Raw genomic sequence first — 17,446 nt, 5'->3', positions numbered from 1 at the left:
ATATTTACGCGCTGTTTGCCTCGTTTGGCTTTGTAGCGAGTGCTGCGGTGGTCGCTGCAAGCGACACGCTCTTAACGTCGTAGAAGAAGTTTCATGTGCGCAGCTTTTGGGCCTTTGTCCTAAATTGCTTTCCCGACCAAGCTGCCAATGCCAGCGGTCAAACCCATGGCCAACGCCCCCCAGAACACCACACGACCGACAGGTTTGAGCGGGTTTGCACCGCCAGCGGCAGCTCCCACCCATCCCAGGAGCGCCAGGAACAGGAGCGATCCCAGCGCTTCGCCTGTTACGGTGAGCGACGCCGGCAGCAAAGCCGCAAGGATGAGAGGCAGCAGGGCTCCGGCCGTGAACGTCGAGGCAGACGTCAATGCCGCTGTGATCGGGCGTGCGGCAGTCATCTCGGTGATGTGGAGTTCTTCGCGAGCATGAGCACCCAGTGCATCATGCTCCATGAGTTGTTTCGCAACCTCATGCGAGGTCTTTTCGTCGACCCCTCGCTGAACATAGAAACCAGCCAACTCTGCCAATTCCGCATCGGGATTGTCAGCGATTTCCTGCTGCTCCCGGCGCAAGTCCGCCGCTTCGGTGTCAGACTGAGAGCTTACCGACACATATTCGCCCGCCGCCATCGACATCGCGCCGGCCACCAGACCCGCTATACCAGATATCAACATGGAAGAACGGGAGGCACCGGACGCAGCGACGCCGATCATCAGGCTAGCCGTGGATACGATGCCGTCGTTGGCGCCTAGCACCGCGGCACGAAGCCATCCGATACGAGAGACGAGATGGGTTTCCCGGTGGCTGCGCATCGTAATCCCCTTTGAAGCCAAGCCATTTCTTTGACCCGCATTATAGCCTGTTCGCTATCTCGTGCCAGTCCGGCAAGCTCGATCCGCACAAATTTGGAGGCGCGACGCCGTATCGGATCACAAGCGTCAGAAGAAATTCATATGGTCAGGACGATGTCAGATCGGTTCGGTAATATGCCGGGTAAAACCATCGCCGGATGAGAGCATGCGCATTCTGATCATTGAAGACAATCGCCACCTGGCAGATCTGACGGCGGAGGGCCTTACGCGTCGGAAATTCGTATGCGATTGTGCCTATTCGGCAGCGGAGGCGGATCTGGCTCTTGGGTCGGCTCAGTATGATGCACTCATCCTCGATCTGGGCTTGCCCGATGGTGACGGCGTACATTGGATCAAGAAGAGGCGTGACGCGGGCCTTGCGGTGCCGGTCCTGATGCTGACAGCCCGCAGTTCGCTCCAGCAGCGGGTCGATGGACTGGACGGCGGCGCTGACGACTATGTCGTCAAACCGGTAGAGGCGGATGAGCTGGCAGCGAGGATTCGGGCACTACTTCGCCGTCCGGGAGCTCGGGCAGCGCCCGTGTTGGAGGTGGGCAGCCTATCCTATGACACGAGCGCTCATCGCGCGCGGTATCAGGGTAAGGCCATCGATCTGTCACCTCGCGAGACCAGCCTGCTTGAGTTACTCATGCGGGAGGCTGGTGCAGTCGTTCGTCGATCTCGTATCGAAAATGCACTGTATAGTTTTCGAGACGAGATATCCCCTAATGCAGTGGATGCCGCAATCTCGCGGCTGCGTCGTCGACTTGAGGAATGCGGAGCTCGCAACATGCTCCATACGATCAAGGGGCTAGGCTACTTGCTAGAAGACCGGGAACCGTGCTGAAGCGACTTTCGGTTGGCCATCGGCTCATCGGTGGCCTGCTGCTGGTTGGCGCCATCGGTACGGTGTCGCTGATCTACGCTGTCCTCTCGGAATATGGCATACCGTTTAGCGCCTTGCTCGATCCGACCATGCGCGACGCGGCATCGACGGAACTGTTCGATCATGTTCTCATCCCACTGGTGGTGCTGATCCTGCCAATGGGCCTTGCAACCACATGGGTCATCAGAACGGCGTTCGAGCCCCTGAGCAAAGCGGCGCGTCATATCGAAACCGCACCGACCGAACGCGGGATGCAGATCGATGAAGCCGATATGCCTGCTGAAGCGAAACCGTTCGTGCGATCCATCAACAACCTGCTTCACCGACTCGACACCTCAGCTCAGCAACAGGCGGATTTTGCGTCTGACGTCGCCCACGAATTGCGGACGCCGTTGGCCATTTTGTCTCTAGAGCTTGATCGACGCGAGGGATCGGATGGAGATCCTCTGAAGGCGCAGGTCAGCGCCATGCGCCGTCTTGTGGATCAGCTCCTGCTACTGGCGCAGATCGACGCGGACGCCACCATGCCCATGACGCCTGAGCCACTCGATCTCGAGACATTGGCTGAAGACAGTGTCTCGTCCCTGGCAGCGACCGTCATCGCGCAAGGACGCGAGATCGCGATAGAGTCCGAAGGCCAGGTGCCAAAGATATACGGCCACAGGGAAGCGATCGGGGCGGGAATCCGAAACCTTATTGAAAATGCCGTCCGCGCGACGCCCATGGGTGGCACCGTGACGATCATATCCGGGCCCGGAGCGATCATCAGGGTGCGCGACCAAGGCGCCGGCCTCAGCGAAGAGAAGCTGGCGCAACTCATCCGCCGCCATCAGCGAGCAGACCATGCCAGCCCCCATGGCGCGGGTCTCGGCCTCTCCATAACCCATCGGATTATGAGCGCACATAACGGTCATATTCGAACGAGCGAGACCTTGAGAGAACTCATCCTGGATTTCCGCCTGCAGTAATTTCCCATCGTCAAGACGCCGTCAGGTTGAACCCGATATCGCGGCGAAATGGAAAACGGACGCAAATATCTGGTGGGCGGCGCCATTGTAGCCGTCGCAGTCGCGGGCTTGGGCTGGACTATGTTTCCTCGCTCGGAAACCGTCTCGGCGGGAACGCAGGTCAAGACCGAGAAAGCTGCCGGCATGCTTGCCGTGCTGCCGGACAGGGCGAGATTGCTCGGCATCAAGGCCTCTCCGGCATTGCCTGCATCAGAAGCGCCGATCGCCGATCTCCCCGCCACGATCAGTCCGCCCGCTAATGCGCGTGTGGCGGTGACCGCGACACTTCCGGGTGTGGTGATGCGCACCATGGTCGTGGAAGGCGACAGCGTACGGGCCGGGCAACCACTGGCCGTGGTTTCGAGCCGCGACATTCTGACGCTGGGCGCCGATCTCGCGCGTGCAAATGCACGGTTGGGCGTCGCGCAGACGAGTGCAGCCAGGCTCTCCCAGCTGGACAAGGAAGGGGTGATAGCCGGAGCGCGAGCCGACGAAGCCCGCGCAGTGGCCATGGAGGCGCGTGCGGACGTTCGCGAGAAAAGCCGCATTCTCAGCCTTGTCGGCGGGCATGGGAGCAGCGGCACCTACACGCTGACAGCTCCGATCGCGGGCAGAATCACGCGTGCCAAGATCCAGACAGGCGACCCGTTGGACGGGACGACTGCTCCCTATGTGATCGATGCGAATGGCCGTTACGAAGTCGTCGCCCAGGTTCCCGAGCGGCTTGTTGGACAGATCAGACCCGGCATGACGGTCAAACTCGGCGCGCTTTCTGGCACCGTCACATCTGTCGGCAGCACCATCGACGCGATGACGCGATCTGCCTCGCTGAAGGCGAGCCTTCCCGCTGCTCCAGGGGTCATTGCAGGCGCCACCGGCAATGTCACGATATTCGGGCCTGCACCGAAAGGCGCAGTCGTCCTGCCTGCCGCGGCCGTAGTAGATACAGACGGCAAGTCGGTGGTCTTCGTCGCGGTCCGGGGCGGTTATGTTCAGCGCGAGGTGACAAAGGGCGGCGCGGTGGATGGCCAAGTCCTCCTCCTGACCGGCGTCAGCATCGGTGAGAACGTCGTCACTACGGGCACAAGCGCGCTCAAAGCGCTCGCCATCTCGAAATAGGTCGGGCCCATGCTTCAGTCACTCGTCGCGAAGGCTCTGTCCTATCGCCTGCTCGTCGTAGCGCTTGCACTGGCTGTCGCCGGCCTCGGCGCATGGGCCTTCGTTCAGCTACCCGTGGATGCGTATCCCAATATAGCGCAGACGCAGGTCAAGATCATTCTCAAGGCTCCCGGCATGACGCCGGAGGAGGTTGAGAGCCGCGTAATTGCCCCGATCGAGATGGAGATGCTGGGCATTCCCCGGCAGTCTATCCTGCGTTCGTCCGCCAAATATGCGATCGCCGATATCACCATCGACTTCACCGACGGCACAGATATCTATTGGGCGCGCCAGCAAGTCGCGGAGCGCCTTTCCGGAGTGATGGCGGATCTGCCGGCGAGCGTGTCGGGCGGCCTGGCGCCGATTTCCACGCCTCTGTCCGATATCTTCATGTTCACGATCGAGGGGCCGCTCAGCCTCCAGCAGAAGCGGGAGCTTCTCGACTGGACCATCCGTCCCGCTCTGCGGACTGTGCCCGGCGTCGCCGACGTCAACGCGCTTGGTGGATATGTCCGTACATTCGAGGTCCGGCCCGATCCTCTCGCCTTGGCCGGAGCCCACCTCTCCGTTGCCGACATCAAGACGGCCATCGACAGTGGCAATCGCAACGACGGAGCCGGCCGCCTCGTCACTGGCGAAGAATCCCTGATCGTTCGGGCTGTCGGCGCGATCCGGTCCGTCGCCGATCTTCAGTCGCTGGTCATAACGAGCCGTGACGGCCGTATCGTCCGCCTGGGAGATGTAGCGAGTGTCGGGACCGGAAGCCTGACGCGCTATGGCGCGGTGTCCAAGAACGGCAAGGCAGAGGCGGTCGAGGGCCTTGTGATCGCTCTTCGCGGTGCCGATGCACGGCAGGTTGTGACCGGCGTCAAAGACCGTCTGGCAGAGGTCGAGCGTGGCCTTCCAGCCGGAACGCACATCGCGGTCTTCTACGATCGGTCCGATCTGATCGGCCGAGCGATTGGAACGGTTGAGGAAGCGTTGCTGGAAGCGACCGTCCTGGTCGTGATCCTTCTGATCGTTTTCCTCGGTGACTGGCGAGCCGCCGCGATCGTTGCGGTCACACTGCCGATGGCCGCGCTGGTGACGTTCCTGTTCATGAGCATGGCCGGGTTGTCCGCGAATCTCATGAGCCTCGGTGGACTGGCCATTGCTATCGGCATGCTCGTGGATGGTGCGGTCGTTGTGGTGGAGAACGTCGTAGAGCGTCTGTCGCACCAACAGGATGACTCCCATCCGCGCCTTCACCAAGTCTTCCGCGCAACCAGCGACGTGACTGTGCCGGTATCGGCGGGCATCATCATCATCGCACTTGTGTTCCTTCCTCTGCTCGCGCTGCAGGGGCTGGAAGGCAAGCTGTTCGCGCCGGTTGCCCTCACCATTGTCTTCGCCCTTGCGGGATCGCTCCTGCTGGCGCTGACGCTCGTCCCCGTCCTTGCTTCGTTCGGCTTGAAAAGCGGACATCATGGAGACCCATGGGTGATGCGCTGGCTAACGCCTCGCTACCGTGCGCTTCTGAATGGCGCGTTTGCGCGCAAGAGCCTGGTCTACGGCCTTTCGGCTCTCGGACTGGTCCTCGCCGGATTGGCCTATGGAGCGGTGGGCAAAACCTTCATGCCGACGATGGATGAGGGGTCGGTCATCGTGCAGCTGACGAAACTTCCCTCCATCAGCTTGGCCCAGTCCGTCGAGGGCGACAAGGCGGTCGAGCGCGCCTTGATGGGTGTCCCCGAGGTGCAGGAAGTCATCGCGCGGGTTGGTGCTGACGAAATCGGGCTTGATCCGATGGGACCTAATGAGACCGACACCTTCGTCCGTCTGAAGCCGCAGTCCGAGTGGCGCGGCAGCAAGGAGTTCGTCCTGGAGCAGATCCGCAAGGCCGTCGACGGCCTGCCTGGCATCCAGCCCAGTTTCACCCAGCCGATCGAAATGCGTGTCTCGGAAATGCTGACCGGCGCCCGGGGCGACCTGGCTGTCAAGATTTTCGGACCGGATTCGGCGGTCCTCGCGGATCTTGCAGGTCGCGTGCAGCATGAGTTGGGCCAGGTGCGCGGCGCGACGGAAGTGTTGACGGTCGCGAACGACAGCGTGGACTACCTGCAGCTCGACATCGACCGAGCAGCCGCAGGCCGGTTTGGCATGCCGATCGATCAGTTACAGGACACCTTGCGCGCACAGGTGGAAGGCGTTCGGTCCGGTATCGTCGCCGAAGGTCAGAAGCGGATCCCGATCGTCATCCGCGGTGACGAAAGCATCCGCAATGATGCGACCCGGTTTGAAGACCTGCAGATCATGACGCCGGGTGGAACGCTCGCCCGGGTCAGCGACATGGCGCAGGTGAAGCATACGCAGGGTCCGGTGAAGCTCGACCATGAGAATGGTTCCCGCTTCGCTCTGGTCCAGGCCTTCGTCTCTGGTCGTGATCTGGTGGGCTATGTGGACGAGGCGAAGGCCGCAGTCGCGAGCAAGGTGCCGCTCCCGCCCGGCTATCGCATCGTGTGGGGTGGCCAGTTCGAAAATCAGCAGCGTGCATCGGCTCGGCTCATGATGGTCATTCCCGTCGCGCTGCTCCTTATCTTCTTCGTCCTGCTCGCCACCTTGCGTTCGCTGCGGGCCGCCACGCTGATCCTGGTCAACATTCCCTTCGCCATGGTCGGCGGCCTGATCTCGCTCTGGGCATCGGGAGAGTATCTGTCAGTGCCTGCTTCCGTCGGCTTCATTGCTCTGCTTGGCATCGCGGTGCTGAACGGCTTGGTGCTGGTCTCCTATTTCCGCCAACTCCGTCAGGAGGGGCAGAGCATGACGCAGACGGTGCGCCTGGGTGCCGAGCGACGCCTCCGCCCCGTCCTAATGACCGCGAGTATTACCGCTTTCGGCCTGGTCCCCCTGCTGTTCGCGACCGGTCCGGGATCCGAAATACAGCGCCCGCTTGCCATTGTGGTCATCGGCGGGCTGGTCACGTCCACGTTGCTCACTCTGGTACTTCTCCCGATCCTTTTCGAAAGGTTCGGAGAGGGCCGCGGCGAGCAGGATTTCGAAGAGGTGCTGGCCAATGGCTGAGCTTCTGCTGGTCCTCCACTGTTCCCCTCCGGATGCGGGAACTCTGGTGGAGGCTATTCGAACCGTTGCGTCCGCGCCGATCCATCGCCGTGAGGAAGCCGTTCTCGGTCGCGACTTCAGCGACGCCGGAACGCATGAGCAGGTAAGAGGAGTCCTCCATCGGATCGCATTCGAGCTCGTCGTCGAGGATTCCATGATCCCCGCCATAATCGCTGCGGTTGCCTCATCGCGCCGCAAACAACCTGTGCGCTGGCACTCCTTGCCGATCATCGAGCGCGGGAGGATTTCATGAAGAAGCTGACTGCCCTCTTGCCGCTATCCATCTCGATAGCGACTGCGCTCGCAACTGCCGCGCACGCGCAAGCGACTGGTCTTCAATGGTCCTTGCCGCCTGAGGAGCAGGTGGTGAAGGCGCTTGACGGTCATCCGACCGTCGAGGCAGCGGGCAAGCGCGTCGGCGCTGCATCGGCGGCGAGCGATATGCTCCGCGTTGGCCCTCACGAGGTCCAGCTCACCGGAAGCTACATCAATCGCGACGTGCGGCTGGAGCGGAATTATACGGAGTTCGACGGCACGGTCAGCCGATCTTTTCGCTTGCCCGGGAAGGCTGCCCTGGATCGCGAGGCAGGCCAGCTTGGTGTCGAGGTCGCGCAAAACCGGATGGAAGATACGCGCCATCAGGCGGCCTTGTATCTGTCGCAGCTCTGGTACGACTGGCTGACGGCAAGCGAGCTCAACCGCACGGATCAATCGAACGTCGCATTACTCGAACGCGGTCTCGCTGCCGTGAAGAGGCGAGTGCAGTTACGCGATGCATCGATGCTTGACACCGACCAGGCCCAGGCGGCGCTCGATCAGGCCAAGGGTGTCGCGGCAGCCAGCCTGGCTGATATGAAACAGGCGCGAGCGCTGCTGCAATCGAACTTCCCCGATCTGGCCCTGCCGTCGGACGCACCATCCTTGGCTGATCCAGTCCTGCCTTCTCAGGACCTGACTGCACTTCATGATCTGGTGATCCAGCGCAGTCATGAAATTGGGGCTGCTGATCGCGAAGCTCTGCGTCTTGAAGTCGTCGCACGGCGGGCGAAGGCTGATCGCTTGCCGGACCCACAGCTGGGCGTCCGGGCCTTTAGCGAGCGTTCTGGCATTGAACGCGGTGTCGGTGTCGTCTTCTCGATCCCATTGGGAGGACGATACCGGAAATTCCAGCAGGATCAGGCGGAAGCCAATGCCTCCGCTGCCTCTATGGATCTCGCGCAAGCGCGCCGGATGGTGCTGGCGATGGCCGATACTGATATGGCGAACGCCTCTGGCCGCTACGTCGCTTGGCAGCGGCTTCAGGGTGCTGCCAGAAGTTCGCTCGACGCCGCCACACGGACGGAGCGCGGGTACGAAGGGGGCATTATCGACCTGTCCGATCTGCTCTATTCCCGACGGCAAGCACATGATGCGGACCGGCTGGCCATAGACGCACGCAGCTCTGCGACACGAGCTATCGTGAAATTACTCATCGATTCTCATACGATATGGCAAGGTAACGAGAAGGAGCCATGAGGGCGTAGGTTGGCAATCGCTGTAGAGAATGAAGTCATCTTCCCATTCACGCGGAGGAATCTGAAATGCAGAGTTCAAAACCTGGAATCCCAGTCCGGCCCCTAAAAGACTCAGCCCGAGCAAAGGCGAAATGGGACCCCGTTGTTAAGGTGACCCATTGGTCAATCGTTCTTGCTGTCATCGGGAATGCAATTTTCACGGAAGAGGGTTCGGGGCCGCACGTCTGGGTGGGATACGCCCTCGCAACCGTTTTGGCGTTTAGACTGCTCTGGGGTTTCGTTGGACCCAAAGAGGCACGGTTCACAGCGTTCCCACCGAGCCCGCGTAAAGCGCTTGCCCATATCCGGGAGATTAGAGCCGGACACAATGAAATCCATCCATCGCACAATCCGTTAGGTGCATTGATGGTCTACGCTATTTGGGGAACGCTTAGCATCATCATAGCGACCGGCATTGGCATGGCTGGTCTGCCCTCCACGAAATGGATTAGCGAGGCTCCGTCCCACGCCGTTGGTCGAGGCACAGATAACAGGGACAGCGTCTTACTCAAAGGTTCTGAGCGGAAAGAGACAGTCGATGACGCAGAGGACGAGCCCTTGAAGGAAGTGCACGAGTCAGCGGTAAATTTGCTGTACGTTCTGATTGCCCTCCACCTTGCCGGAGTTGTTTTCGAAACGAGGAGGAGTGGGAAGTATATCCTTACAGCGATGCTTCCCGGCCGAGCACAATAGGATGGAGGTGATGCTGCAACGTGGCGATGGCGGCTCGGCTTTCCGATTAGTCGATGATTGATGTGCTGGCCTACAGAACGGCTTGGACCGCAAGATCGGTGGCAGCGTTACGCTTTGCCTGTACAGCCTTCCGTTCGGAATAGCGGTTGACGAGCTGGCCGGCGTGCGGGCGGGTCAGGATCGTGAACCGCACCAGTTCCTCCATCACGTCGACGATGCGGTCATAATAGCTCGACGGCTTCATGCGGCCGGCCTCGTCGAATTCCTTGAACGCCATCGCCACGCTCGACTGGTTGGGGATCGTGATCATGCGCATCCAGCGGCCAAGCAGGCGCAGCGTGTTGACCGCGTTGAACGACTGCGAGCCGCCCGACACCTGCATGACCGCGAGCGTGCGACCCTGGGTCGGCCGCATGCCGCCGAACTCCAGCGGCGGATGGTCGATCTGCGCCTTCATGATGCCGGTGATCTGGCCGTGCCGCTCGGGGCTGCACCAAACCATGCCTTCGGACCAGAGCGCGTGCTGGCGCAGCTCATGGACCGCCGGATGATCGTCACCCTTCACCTGATCTGGGAGCGGCAGGTCGCTGGGATCGAATATCCGCACCTCCGCGCCGAAGAGGATCAGCAGTCGTGCCGCTTCCTCAGCCGCGAGTCGGCTGAACGAGCGTTCGCGCAGCGACCCGTACAGCAGCAGGATGCGAGGCGGCGGCTGATCGTCGCCCATGCCGGCGGCGGGCCGGGTGATCGCGATGCCGCGATCGAGTGCTGGCAGATGGTCGGCGTCGGGTACGTCACGAAGGCGCGTCATCCAAGATCCTTGACGAGATAGGTCGCGCGCGGACCGCACAGCGACGTGAACTGCGCGGTCGCTGCGATGAAGGCCGGCGCGGCGTCGCGATCGGCATCGGTGTAACCAAGCCTGCGAAAGAACTCCCCGGTGCCGCTGGTCAGGAGGTGCAGCCGCTCGACCGCGCCATCAGCAACGCCTTCAAGGCGTTCGACCAGCATCCGGCCATATCCTTTGCCGCGCCGGGTCGGCAGCACGACCAGCGAGCGGAGCAGCCGGTCGGTGCCGCTACCTTCCAGGCCGATGAACCCGATCAGCTCTTCATCGTCGGACAGGCTGAAGAACATCTGGTCGGGACCGCCGAGATCGTCGGTCGGGAGCTGCGCGGCGCCGAGCGCGAGCCGCAGGACATCATCGGCGTGGCGAGCCTCCGAGAAATATACCTGCGTCATGCCGCCGCTCCCGCTTCATACCAGGGACGGGTCCGCTTGACGATCGCCCAGCCACAAATGGAACTGGCGCAGGAGGATGCGACTTCGCGCAGTCATGCGAAGTGGCGAACCCGGCAAAACCAGGCAGCGATTATCATGATGGTAATCCTCGGCAGGCCTGGCAGCCGCAAGAGCGCGCATTGAGCCAAGCCAAATCGGACGCAGGTGCATGACAGCGAAGGAGGCGGACGCGATACACGCACCCGTCCCCTCAGCCCCTCATGCGACGACGAACGATCAGATTGCCGGAAGCCCCCTCAGGGGTGGACGCAGATAGGGTGGCGCTGTCGAAGCTCGCAGCACCAGAGGGCGCGTGCCGAGCGCCAGCACGAACAGAATCGCAGCCGCCAACAGAATTGGGTCCGCAGCAGCGAGGGACGGCGCCGACAAGCCTGAGAAGGCGCAAGGCTGTTCTGCCTTGCCCTGATGACCGTCGCTACCGGATTTCCCATGTTCAAGGCCGGGGATCGTAATGACCATCGTCATCGGCCCGGTACCCGAGCAAATGCTGACCACGATCCGCCCGTTCGAAACGGTTGGCATGAACCCCGCCGGCATGACGATCTTCATCATCAGCGCGAGTACAAGCACCGCGCAGGCAAGGGGCCGATTGGCAAGGACAAGATTGCGAAGTCGATGCACCGATTGCGCTCTTAGCTACGAGACGCGCTTCTGTCATGTGCCATTGATGGTGAGACAATCTGCCCATTTTTAAGCGTTGGCCGCTTTTGGGGAACCCGGCCGTTCGCGTTCCCGCTCATAAAAGGCAATTTCTGGTCGATAGCAATCAGTCGGATCTAAGTAGCGACAACTGGTCAGTAAGCGTACTCCTGACTGTTAGTCGTCCGCTTCCAGAGGAGTAATACCCGCCGCACGAGAACGTTCGGAGATTCGCGCGAGAGCTGCGCGTTTTCGCGCCGTTCGCCGGAGCCCTAAATTGCGCATCGATTCGGTACGCTCGGGGCTATCAACGATGCCAAGCTCGACTTTGCGAGCGCGGATGCGCGACAAATGTTCGAGGAGAGTAACGTTCATTTTTGTTCCTGCTGCATCACCAGCTCGCGTCGTCCTCGACATCATCGTCGGGTTTAGGAATCAGCACTCTAACGTGGCGCATGGGAGAGAAATTAGCAGGTTCAAACCCTGCCGAATGTTGTGAGCAAACGGTCGCGTAAAACCCGTCAGCCGATCGTGAAAGAACCGCTGGCTCGCCACATTGCTGACAGAGGGTGCGCGAACGAGCAGTAGCAGCATCGGTAAGGGCAAAGGCCGGCTCGCTGTAAGCCTTCAGATAGACCCGCATCTCTCCGAACTTTTCCTTGGTTTGAACGACCGTCGCCGTTCCATCCACCTCCGCTAACTCGTGGATCAATTGATGGTAAAAAGCACGCCATCCGTCGGGTAGACCGATAGCCAAATCGAGGTTCTTCTGAAGAATTTCATCCTCAGTCATCTCGACCCGCTCCTATATTGAACATGCTGAATTCCATGTCCTCAGGCCGATCGCGGAACGTGACAGTCTCCGGCGCTTGGAGTTGTACCACGGTTGGGATGGCAGCCAATTCTTCGCCTGGTATCGTCAACGTTGCCATGTACCCGTCGCTATCAACTGCTTGCCGTCGTTCTCCTTCGGCACCCCAGGCAAGAAAATCGAGGGTTACGCTGCTTATCTTTGCGACGCCCTCGTTCGCGAGCACGCCCATAGCGGCTGCTACAACCCGATCAAAATCCTCGGGCTTAATGTGACCCGTAAACTCGATACGCATGCTCAGTCCTCCAACGCTGCAAGCAGGGGCGGACCGGCAGAGCCGGGTGTTGGTAACTTAGGCTGATGCTCCAAGCGCCGTCGCCTTTAGGCGAGCCTTGGACATGCGCGACGGCCACCCGGCCGCAACACTTTGCGACCGGCCATCAGCTAGAGAGGTTACCACGCCCCATCGTCGGGCTTACCACCAACGACGTCCGATCAGTCGCAGATTGGATTCTGCTCTGCAAGAACAGAGATGAGAAAATTTGGCCGCTTTTTTCGCTTTTATTACTTCACCCTCTTCGCCAGTAATTGCACGTCTCAAGTGCTTGACCGGGCCTCCGGCAGAGCCGTCGGCAGGTGCTCAAACGCCCGGAGCGGCTGCTTCGCTTCGCGTAGCTGATGGCTACGCTACGCAGCCGCCCCTTCCTTCGGTTTTGGGGGCTAGGGAATTAAAGTGGGAAAACTGCTGGAGGGCGAAAGCCTGTTCAACGACGCCAGCGGCCTGGTCCTCTTCCGCTTCGCCATCGCCGCCGTCGCAACCGGCAGTTTCAGTGCCGTGGCCGGCCTCGAAAGCTTCATCCTGCTCGCCGTCGGCGGGCTGGTGGTCGGCGGCGCGATCGGCGCCATCTGGGTGCTGCTGGTCCGGCGGCTGGGTGACGATTATCTGATGATCGCCTCTTCCATGCTGGTGCCCTGGTCGGCCTATCTGCTGGGCGAAGCCTTCCATGTTTCCGGCGTCATCGCCACCGTCGCAGCCGGCCTCATCTGCGGCTGGTATCAGCATATCGTCTGGTCCGCCTCGGTGCGGATGCGCGGCACCGCCTTCTGGGCGGTGATGATCTTCCTCATGGAAGCGACCGTGTTCATGCTGATCGGCTCGTCGCTGCGCGGCGTGGTCGACCGGGTCGGCGGCTTCGCCGTCGTGCTCGACAATATGGCGGTGCCGGTGCTGCTCATCCTGCTCGCCCTCACCGCCGCCCGCTTCGTCTGGGTGTTCGGCTCGGACGCCATCATCCTGCTGCTGCGCGCGATGGGCCTGCGCCGCTACAGCCCGATCGGCCCGCGCGGCGCCACCGTGCTCGGCTGGGCCGGCATGCGCGGCGTGGTGACGCTGGCGGTCGCACTCTCCGTGCCGGAGGGCTTTCCGGGGCGCGACTTCCTGCTGGTCGCCGCCTTTGGCGTGATCCTGGGCACCGTCCTGATCCAGGGCACCACGCTCGGCCTGCTGATCCGCTGGGCGGGCCTCTCCGACCCGATTCATGATCGCCCCCGCCTCAGCATGAGCGATGCCGAAGCCGCCATCGCCAGGGTCCAGGCCGTGCGCGTCGAACAGCTCGCCTATGATGCGGCAGGCGAACTCATCCACCCGCAACTGCTCGAACGCTATCAGCGCCGCGCGGTCCTCTCGAAAAACTATGCCGGGCAGGAAGAACAGTTCGCCGACCGGCTCCACGCCCATTTCGATCTGGTGCTGGAGGCAATCGCCGCCGGCCGCGCCGAACTGCTGCGCCTGCACCGCGCCGGCGACATTGACGAACATGTGCTGCAGGAACTGGAACGCGACCTCGACCTGGAGGAACTGACCGCCTGGTCGATGAAGTCGTAATCCGCATGGAAGCCCGTTTGCGCGATCTGCTGAACGCCGATCCCTGGCGCATGGCCATCCTGCATCTGCTCCGCGCGCTTGACCTGCCCGATGGCTGGGTCGCCGCCGGCTTCGTGCGCGATGCGGTCTGGGACCATCTCCACGGCCACGCCCCGTCGATCCCCGTCGGCGATATCGACATCATCTGGTTCGATCCCATCCGGACCGATCCTGCGCTCGACCGGCAGATCGAGCGGCAACTGGCCACGCTGCGCCCGGACGTCGACTGGTCGGTCAAGAATCAGGCGCGGATGCACCTGCGCAATCGGGACGCCCCCTATGCCGATGCTGCCGACGCGATGCGCCACTGGACCGAGACGGCGACCGCCATCGGCGTCCGTCTGACGCCCGACGACCGGCTGGAGGTCAACGCCCCCTTCGGCCTGGATGATCTGTTCGGCTTGCGGCTGGTGCCCGGCCCGGCCTTTCTCGGCGCCAGGCGGACGATCTTCGATGAACGGGTGCGCGCCAAGCAATGGCTGGCGCGCTATCCCCGACTTCAGCCCGGCTGATCAGAGCGGCAGCAGCGCACCCACGATCCAGCGTTCCTCGGCACGCAGCACGCCCCAGGCGCGGGCAGCGGCGCGGCTGTCCATCGCCTCGACGCCGATGCCGCGGGCTTCCAGTTCCCGCACGAAGGCGCGGGGCGGCTGTTGCAACCCGCTGCCGGTGCCCAGCAGCAGGAATTCAGGCTCCAGTTCCAGATGGTCGAACAAATCGCCCAGCGCCGCGACGCTCATCGCCGACACCGCCGGCGCCTGCATCCAGGCCAGTGCCCGGACGGGGCTGAGCAACAGCCCGTCCGGGAAGACATCGTCCTTCACCCGGAAGCCCCGGCCCTGAAAGCCGGTGACGATCGGACCCTGGCCGCTATCGTCGCGGCGCAGTTCGATTCCGGTGTGACGGTCGCTCAGGGCTGGGCTCCGTCGCGCGGGCCCATGCGCTCGGCCTGGGCGGCGATGCCGCCCTTCTTCGCCTTCTTCTCGGCCGTCTGCGGGCTCAGGCCCAGCGTGATCAGCAGCGAGGAGGAGACATAGACCGACGAATAGGTGCCGACGATGATGCCCAGCATCATGGCCGCGGTGAAGCCGCGCAGCACATGGCCGCCCAGCAGCAGCAGCGCGCCCAGCGCCAGCAGGATGGTGACCGAGGTCATGACCGTGCGCGGCAGCGTCTCGTTGACCGACAGGTCGATCAGCGACTTCATGTCCATCTTGCGATATTTGCGCATATTCTCGCGGATACGGTCGTCGATCACCATCTTGTCGTTGATCGAATAGCCCACGATGGTCAGCACGGCGGCGATGATGTTGAGGTCGAACTCCAGCTGGGTGATCGCGAAGAAGCCCAGCGTCATCAGCACGTCGTGGACGATCGCGACGAAGGTCGACACGCCGAACTGCCATTCGTAGCGGAACCAGGAGAAGATCGCGATGCCGATGATCGCCAGCACAACCGCCAGCACGCCATTCTGGATCAGTTCGCCCGACACCTTGCCCGACACCGTGTCATAGCGCGAGAAGGTGACGCCGGGGAACTGTGCCTCCATCGCCTTGCGGGTCTTTTCGACCACCGCATTGGCCGCGCCGGCGCCGCCCTGTTCGGGCAGCGGCAGGCGGATCTGCACCGTCTTGGGATCGCCGAACTGCTGCAGCGAGCTTTCGCCCACGCGCAGCCCCGCGATCGTGTCGCGGACCTTGTCGGTCTCGACCGCCTGCGGGAACTTCGCCTCGATCATCAGGCCGCCGACAAAGTCGACGCCCAGGTTCAGGCCCTTGTAGAAGGTCGCGCCGACCGCCAGCACGGTCAGCAGCAGCGTCAGGCCAAAGGCCCAGTGGCGCAGCTTGACGAAGCCGATATTGGTGTTGTCGGGGACGAGCTTGAGAAGTTTCATGGGTTGTTCCTCCCGCCCCTCTTAAATGTGGATGTCCGTGGGACGAGTGCGACGCACCCAGCCCGAGACGAGAACGCGCGTGAAGGTCACGGCGGTGAACACGCTGGTCGCGATGCCGATCAGCAGCACGATGGCGAAGCCCTTGACCGGGCCGGAGCCCAGCGCGAGCATGATGCCACCGGCGATCGCATGGGTCACGTTCGCTTCGAAGATGGTGCGGCTGGCTTCCTTGTAGCCGAACTCGATCGCCTGCACGACCCCGCGCCCGCGTCGCCGCTCTTCGCGAATACGCTCATAGATCAGCACGTTCGCGTCGACCGCGGTGCCGATGGTCAGCACGAAGCCGGCAATGCCCGGCAGGGTCAGCGTCGCGCCCAATATGCCCATCACGCCCAGGATCACCAGCACGTTGATCGCCACGGCCAGGTTCGCATACATGCCGAACCGGCCATAGCTCACGAACATGAAGGCGGCGACGGCAACGACCGCGACGATCGACGCGACCAGGCCGGCGCGGATCGAATCGGCGCCCAGGCCCGGACCGACAGTGCGTTCCTCGACCACGACGAAGTTGACCGGCAGCTTGCCCGACCGCAGCGCGATCGCCAGCTGGTTGGCGCCCTCGACGGTGAAGCTGCCCGAAATCGTCGCCGACCCGCCCAGGATCGGCTCATTGATGTTCGGCGCCGACAGCACCTTGCCATCCAGGATGATGGCGAAGGGGCGGTTGACATTCTGCGACGTCACCTTGGCGAACTTGTTGCCGCCCGATCCGTTGAAGCGGATGGTGACATTGGGTTCGTTGGTCTGCTGGTCATAGGTCTGCTGCGCGTCGGTCAGCTCCTCGCCCGACACCATCACCTGGCGGTGGACGACGATCACCGGCGGCCCGGCCGGATTGGTCGGATAGGGCAGGACTTCGCTGCCCACCGGCGCGCGGCCCTGGGCCACCTCGCTCGGATTGGCGCTCATGTCGACCAGCTTGAATTCCAGCTTCGCGGTCTGGCCCAGCAAAGCCTTCAGCGCCTTGGGATCCTGCAGGCCCGGCACCTGCACGACGATGCGGTTGGCGCCCTGCTGCTGGATGGTCGGCTCGCGCGTGCCCATTTCGTCGATGCGCTTGCGGATGACTTCGGTCGCGACCTGCATCGCGCTCTTGACCGCATTGTCGATTCCCGCCTGGGTCGGCGTGATGACGATGGTGGAGCTGTTGACCACCTCGACATTGAAGTCGCGCTGGCCGGTCAGGCCCGCCCCCTGGGTCAGCGGGCGGATGCGCTCGACGGCGGCATCCACTTCGCTCGGGTTGCGGACCATGAAGCTGAGCTTCCCGTCACGGCTGGAGATATCGCCGATCGCGATCTTCGTCTCGCCCCGGCGCAGTTCCGTGCGGACCTGCTCCTCCATATTGGCGAGCCGCTGCTTGGCCACATCCTGGGTCGACGCTTCCAGCAGCAGATGGCTGCCGCCGGCAAGGTCGAGGCCCAGATTGACCCGCGTCTGCATGAAGGGGGGCAGCTTCGCCACCGTCGAATCGGGCAGGAAGCTCGGGACGGCGCAGAAGATGCCGATGATCAGCGGCAACAGGATGCCGGCGATGGCCCAGCGCGAGAAGTTCAGCATGGTTGG

20 protein-coding genes are annotated in these 17,446 nt (G+C 62.5%); 10 read left to right on the top strand and 10 right to left on the bottom strand.

What is annotated here, in order from left to right:
• Nucleotides 1-119: 119 nt before the first annotated feature.
• Nucleotides 120-812 carry a VIT1/CCC1 transporter family protein gene (locus ACUCV3_RS06920; RefSeq protein ID WP_010338392.1) on the bottom strand — a complete coding sequence of 231 codons (693 nt, stop codon included), beginning with the start codon at nt 810-812 and terminating at the stop codon, nt 120-122.
• Between the two features lie 205 nt (nt 813-1,017).
• Between ACUCV3_RS06920 and ACUCV3_RS06915 the strand changes: the two genes are divergently transcribed.
• The 7 genes from ACUCV3_RS06915 to ACUCV3_RS06885 all read left to right on the top strand — a co-directional run bounded on the left by ACUCV3_RS06915 (nt 1,018) and on the right by ACUCV3_RS06885 (nt 9,247).
• A complete protein-coding gene (locus ACUCV3_RS06915; protein WP_010338393.1) occupies nt 1,018-1,698 on the top strand; it encodes a response regulator in 681 nt (226 codons plus the stop codon).
• Complete coding sequence (locus ACUCV3_RS06910; protein WP_010338394.1) at nt 1,692-2,705, top strand: sensor histidine kinase; 1,014 nt, start codon at nt 1,692-1,694, stop codon at nt 2,703-2,705. Before ACUCV3_RS06915 ends, ACUCV3_RS06910 begins: the two co-directional genes overlap by 7 nt.
• A 48-nt stretch (nt 2,706-2,753) precedes the next feature.
• Complete coding sequence (locus ACUCV3_RS06905) at nt 2,754-3,863, top strand: efflux RND transporter periplasmic adaptor subunit (protein ID WP_010338395.1); 1,110 nt, start codon at nt 2,754-2,756, stop codon at nt 3,861-3,863.
• 9 nt (nt 3,864-3,872) lie between these two features.
• On the top strand, nt 3,873-6,962 hold the full coding sequence (locus tag ACUCV3_RS06900; RefSeq protein WP_037509346.1) for an efflux RND transporter permease subunit: 3,090 nt from the start codon (nt 3,873-3,875) through the stop codon (nt 6,960-6,962).
• A complete protein-coding gene (locus ACUCV3_RS06895; RefSeq protein WP_010338397.1) occupies nt 6,955-7,254 on the top strand; it encodes a DUF3240 family protein in 300 nt (99 codons plus the stop codon). Before ACUCV3_RS06900 ends, ACUCV3_RS06895 begins: the two co-directional genes overlap by 8 nt.
• Nucleotides 7,251-8,516 (top strand): TolC family protein, encoded by a 1,266-nt coding sequence (locus ACUCV3_RS06890; protein ID WP_010338398.1) that lies wholly within the window; start codon nt 7,251-7,253, stop codon nt 8,514-8,516. Before ACUCV3_RS06895 ends, ACUCV3_RS06890 begins: the two co-directional genes overlap by 4 nt.
• 65 nt (nt 8,517-8,581) lie before the next feature.
• Nucleotides 8,582-9,247 (top strand): cytochrome b/b6 domain-containing protein, encoded by a 666-nt coding sequence (locus ACUCV3_RS06885; RefSeq protein ID WP_029547841.1) that lies wholly within the window; start codon nt 8,582-8,584, stop codon nt 9,245-9,247.
• Between the two features lie 70 nt (nt 9,248-9,317).
• Here the strand turns inward: ACUCV3_RS06885 and arsH are convergent, their stop codons facing one another.
• Together arsH and ACUCV3_RS06875 are read right to left on the bottom strand one after the other, a co-directional pair.
• Complete coding sequence (gene arsH / locus ACUCV3_RS06880) at nt 9,318-10,058, bottom strand: arsenical resistance protein ArsH (RefSeq protein WP_010338400.1); 741 nt, start codon at nt 10,056-10,058, stop codon at nt 9,318-9,320.
• On the bottom strand, nt 10,055-10,489 hold the full coding sequence (locus ACUCV3_RS06875) for a GNAT family N-acetyltransferase (protein WP_010338401.1): 435 nt from the start codon (nt 10,487-10,489) through the stop codon (nt 10,055-10,057). Before ACUCV3_RS06875 ends, arsH begins: the two co-directional genes overlap by 4 nt.
• Before the next feature lie 36 nt (nt 10,490-10,525).
• Here ACUCV3_RS06875 and ACUCV3_RS06870 point away from each other — a divergent pair, with 36 nt between their 5' ends.
• Nucleotides 10,526-10,672 (top strand): hypothetical protein, encoded by a 147-nt coding sequence (locus tag ACUCV3_RS06870; protein WP_155276474.1) that lies wholly within the window; start codon nt 10,526-10,528, stop codon nt 10,670-10,672.
• A 93-nt stretch (nt 10,673-10,765) separates the two neighbouring features.
• Here the strand turns inward: ACUCV3_RS06870 and ACUCV3_RS06865 are convergent, their stop codons facing one another.
• The 4 genes from ACUCV3_RS06865 to ACUCV3_RS06850 form a co-directional block, all read right to left on the bottom strand.
• The gene (locus tag ACUCV3_RS06865) at nt 10,766-11,170 is read right to left on the bottom strand and encodes a hypothetical protein (protein ID WP_036530295.1); all 405 of its coding nucleotides are present in this window, start codon (nt 11,168-11,170) and stop codon (nt 10,766-10,768) included.
• 195 nt (nt 11,171-11,365) lie between these two features.
• A complete protein-coding gene (locus tag ACUCV3_RS06860; RefSeq protein ID WP_138984471.1) occupies nt 11,366-11,563 on the bottom strand; it encodes a hypothetical protein in 198 nt (65 codons plus the stop codon).
• A gap of 16 nt (nt 11,564-11,579) precedes the next feature.
• Nucleotides 11,580-11,981, bottom strand: coding sequence for a hypothetical protein (locus ACUCV3_RS06855; RefSeq protein WP_010338403.1), 402 nt, complete (start codon nt 11,979-11,981; stop codon nt 11,580-11,582).
• Complete coding sequence (locus ACUCV3_RS06850) at nt 11,974-12,294, bottom strand: hypothetical protein (protein WP_010338404.1); 321 nt, start codon at nt 12,292-12,294, stop codon at nt 11,974-11,976. The genes ACUCV3_RS06855 and ACUCV3_RS06850 overlap by 8 nt, the downstream gene beginning before the upstream one ends.
• A 438-nt stretch (nt 12,295-12,732) precedes the next feature.
• Here ACUCV3_RS06850 and ACUCV3_RS06845 point away from each other — a divergent pair, with 438 nt between their 5' ends.
• Entirely contained in the window at nt 12,733-13,884 is a 1,152-nt protein-coding gene (locus ACUCV3_RS06845; protein ID WP_010338405.1) for a cation:proton antiporter, read from the top strand.
• Between the two features lie 5 nt (nt 13,885-13,889).
• Nucleotides 13,890-14,435 (top strand): nucleotidyltransferase family protein, encoded by a 546-nt coding sequence (locus ACUCV3_RS06840; protein ID WP_010338406.1) that lies wholly within the window; start codon nt 13,890-13,892, stop codon nt 14,433-14,435.
• Here ACUCV3_RS06840 and ACUCV3_RS06835 read toward each other — a convergent pair whose 3' ends face one another.
• Genes ACUCV3_RS06835 through secD form a run of 3 tightly spaced genes read right to left on the bottom strand, consistent with a single transcriptional unit; the run spans nt 14,436 to nt 17,440 of the window.
• On the bottom strand, nt 14,436-14,780 hold the full coding sequence (locus ACUCV3_RS06835; RefSeq protein ID WP_080572851.1) for an MTH938/NDUFAF3 family protein: 345 nt from the start codon (nt 14,778-14,780) through the stop codon (nt 14,436-14,438).
• 53 nt (nt 14,781-14,833) lie between these two features.
• Nucleotides 14,834-15,817 (bottom strand): protein translocase subunit SecF, encoded by a 984-nt coding sequence (gene secF, locus ACUCV3_RS06830; RefSeq protein WP_010338409.1) that lies wholly within the window; start codon nt 15,815-15,817, stop codon nt 14,834-14,836.
• Between the two features lie 21 nt (nt 15,818-15,838).
• Nucleotides 15,839-17,440, bottom strand: coding sequence for a protein translocase subunit SecD (secD, locus tag ACUCV3_RS06825; RefSeq protein WP_482240464.1), 1,602 nt, complete (start codon nt 17,438-17,440; stop codon nt 15,839-15,841).
• Between the last annotated feature and the right edge of the window lie 6 nt (nt 17,441-17,446).

The organism is Sphingobium sp. VMM (assembly GCF_056790315.1).
Note: the sequence above shows the minus strand (reverse complement) of the source record. Positions and strands in the feature narration are given on the sequence as shown.

What these genes read in the sequence shown, in the direction of transcription:
- ACUCV3_RS06875 (WP_010338401.1), bottom strand. Translation starts at nt 10,489, where the DNA reads ATGACGCAGGTATATTTCTCGGAGGCTCGCCACGCCGATGATGTCCTG.
- ACUCV3_RS06855 (WP_010338403.1), bottom strand. Translation starts at nt 11,981, where the DNA reads ATGACTGAGGATGAAATTCTTCAGAAGAACCTCGATTTGGCTATCGGT.
- secD (WP_482240464.1), bottom strand. Translation starts at nt 17,440, where the DNA reads ATGCTGAACTTCTCGCGCTGGGCCATCGCCGGCATCCTGTTGCCGCTG.
- ACUCV3_RS06900 (WP_037509346.1), top strand. Translation starts at nt 3,873, where the DNA reads ATGCTTCAGTCACTCGTCGCGAAGGCTCTGTCCTATCGCCTGCTCGTC.
- ACUCV3_RS06850 (WP_010338404.1), bottom strand. Translation starts at nt 12,294, where the DNA reads ATGCGTATCGAGTTTACGGGTCACATTAAGCCCGAGGATTTTGATCGG.
- ACUCV3_RS06885 (WP_029547841.1), top strand. Translation starts at nt 8,582, where the DNA reads ATGCAGAGTTCAAAACCTGGAATCCCAGTCCGGCCCCTAAAAGACTCA.
- ACUCV3_RS06860 (WP_138984471.1), bottom strand. Translation starts at nt 11,563, where the DNA reads ATGAACGTTACTCTCCTCGAACATTTGTCGCGCATCCGCGCTCGCAAA.
- arsH (WP_010338400.1), bottom strand. Translation starts at nt 10,058, where the DNA reads ATGACGCGCCTTCGTGACGTACCCGACGCCGACCATCTGCCAGCACTC.
- ACUCV3_RS06895 (WP_010338397.1), top strand. Translation starts at nt 6,955, where the DNA reads ATGGCTGAGCTTCTGCTGGTCCTCCACTGTTCCCCTCCGGATGCGGGA.
- ACUCV3_RS06905 (WP_010338395.1), top strand. Translation starts at nt 2,754, where the DNA reads ATGGAAAACGGACGCAAATATCTGGTGGGCGGCGCCATTGTAGCCGTC.
- ACUCV3_RS06915 (WP_010338393.1), top strand. Translation starts at nt 1,018, where the DNA reads ATGCGCATTCTGATCATTGAAGACAATCGCCACCTGGCAGATCTGACG.
- ACUCV3_RS06890 (WP_010338398.1), top strand. Translation starts at nt 7,251, where the DNA reads ATGAAGAAGCTGACTGCCCTCTTGCCGCTATCCATCTCGATAGCGACT.
- secF (WP_010338409.1), bottom strand. Translation starts at nt 15,817, where the DNA reads ATGAAACTTCTCAAGCTCGTCCCCGACAACACCAATATCGGCTTCGTC.
- ACUCV3_RS06920 (WP_010338392.1), bottom strand. Translation starts at nt 812, where the DNA reads ATGCGCAGCCACCGGGAAACCCATCTCGTCTCTCGTATCGGATGGCTT.
- ACUCV3_RS06840 (WP_010338406.1), top strand. Translation starts at nt 13,890, where the DNA reads ATGGAAGCCCGTTTGCGCGATCTGCTGAACGCCGATCCCTGGCGCATG.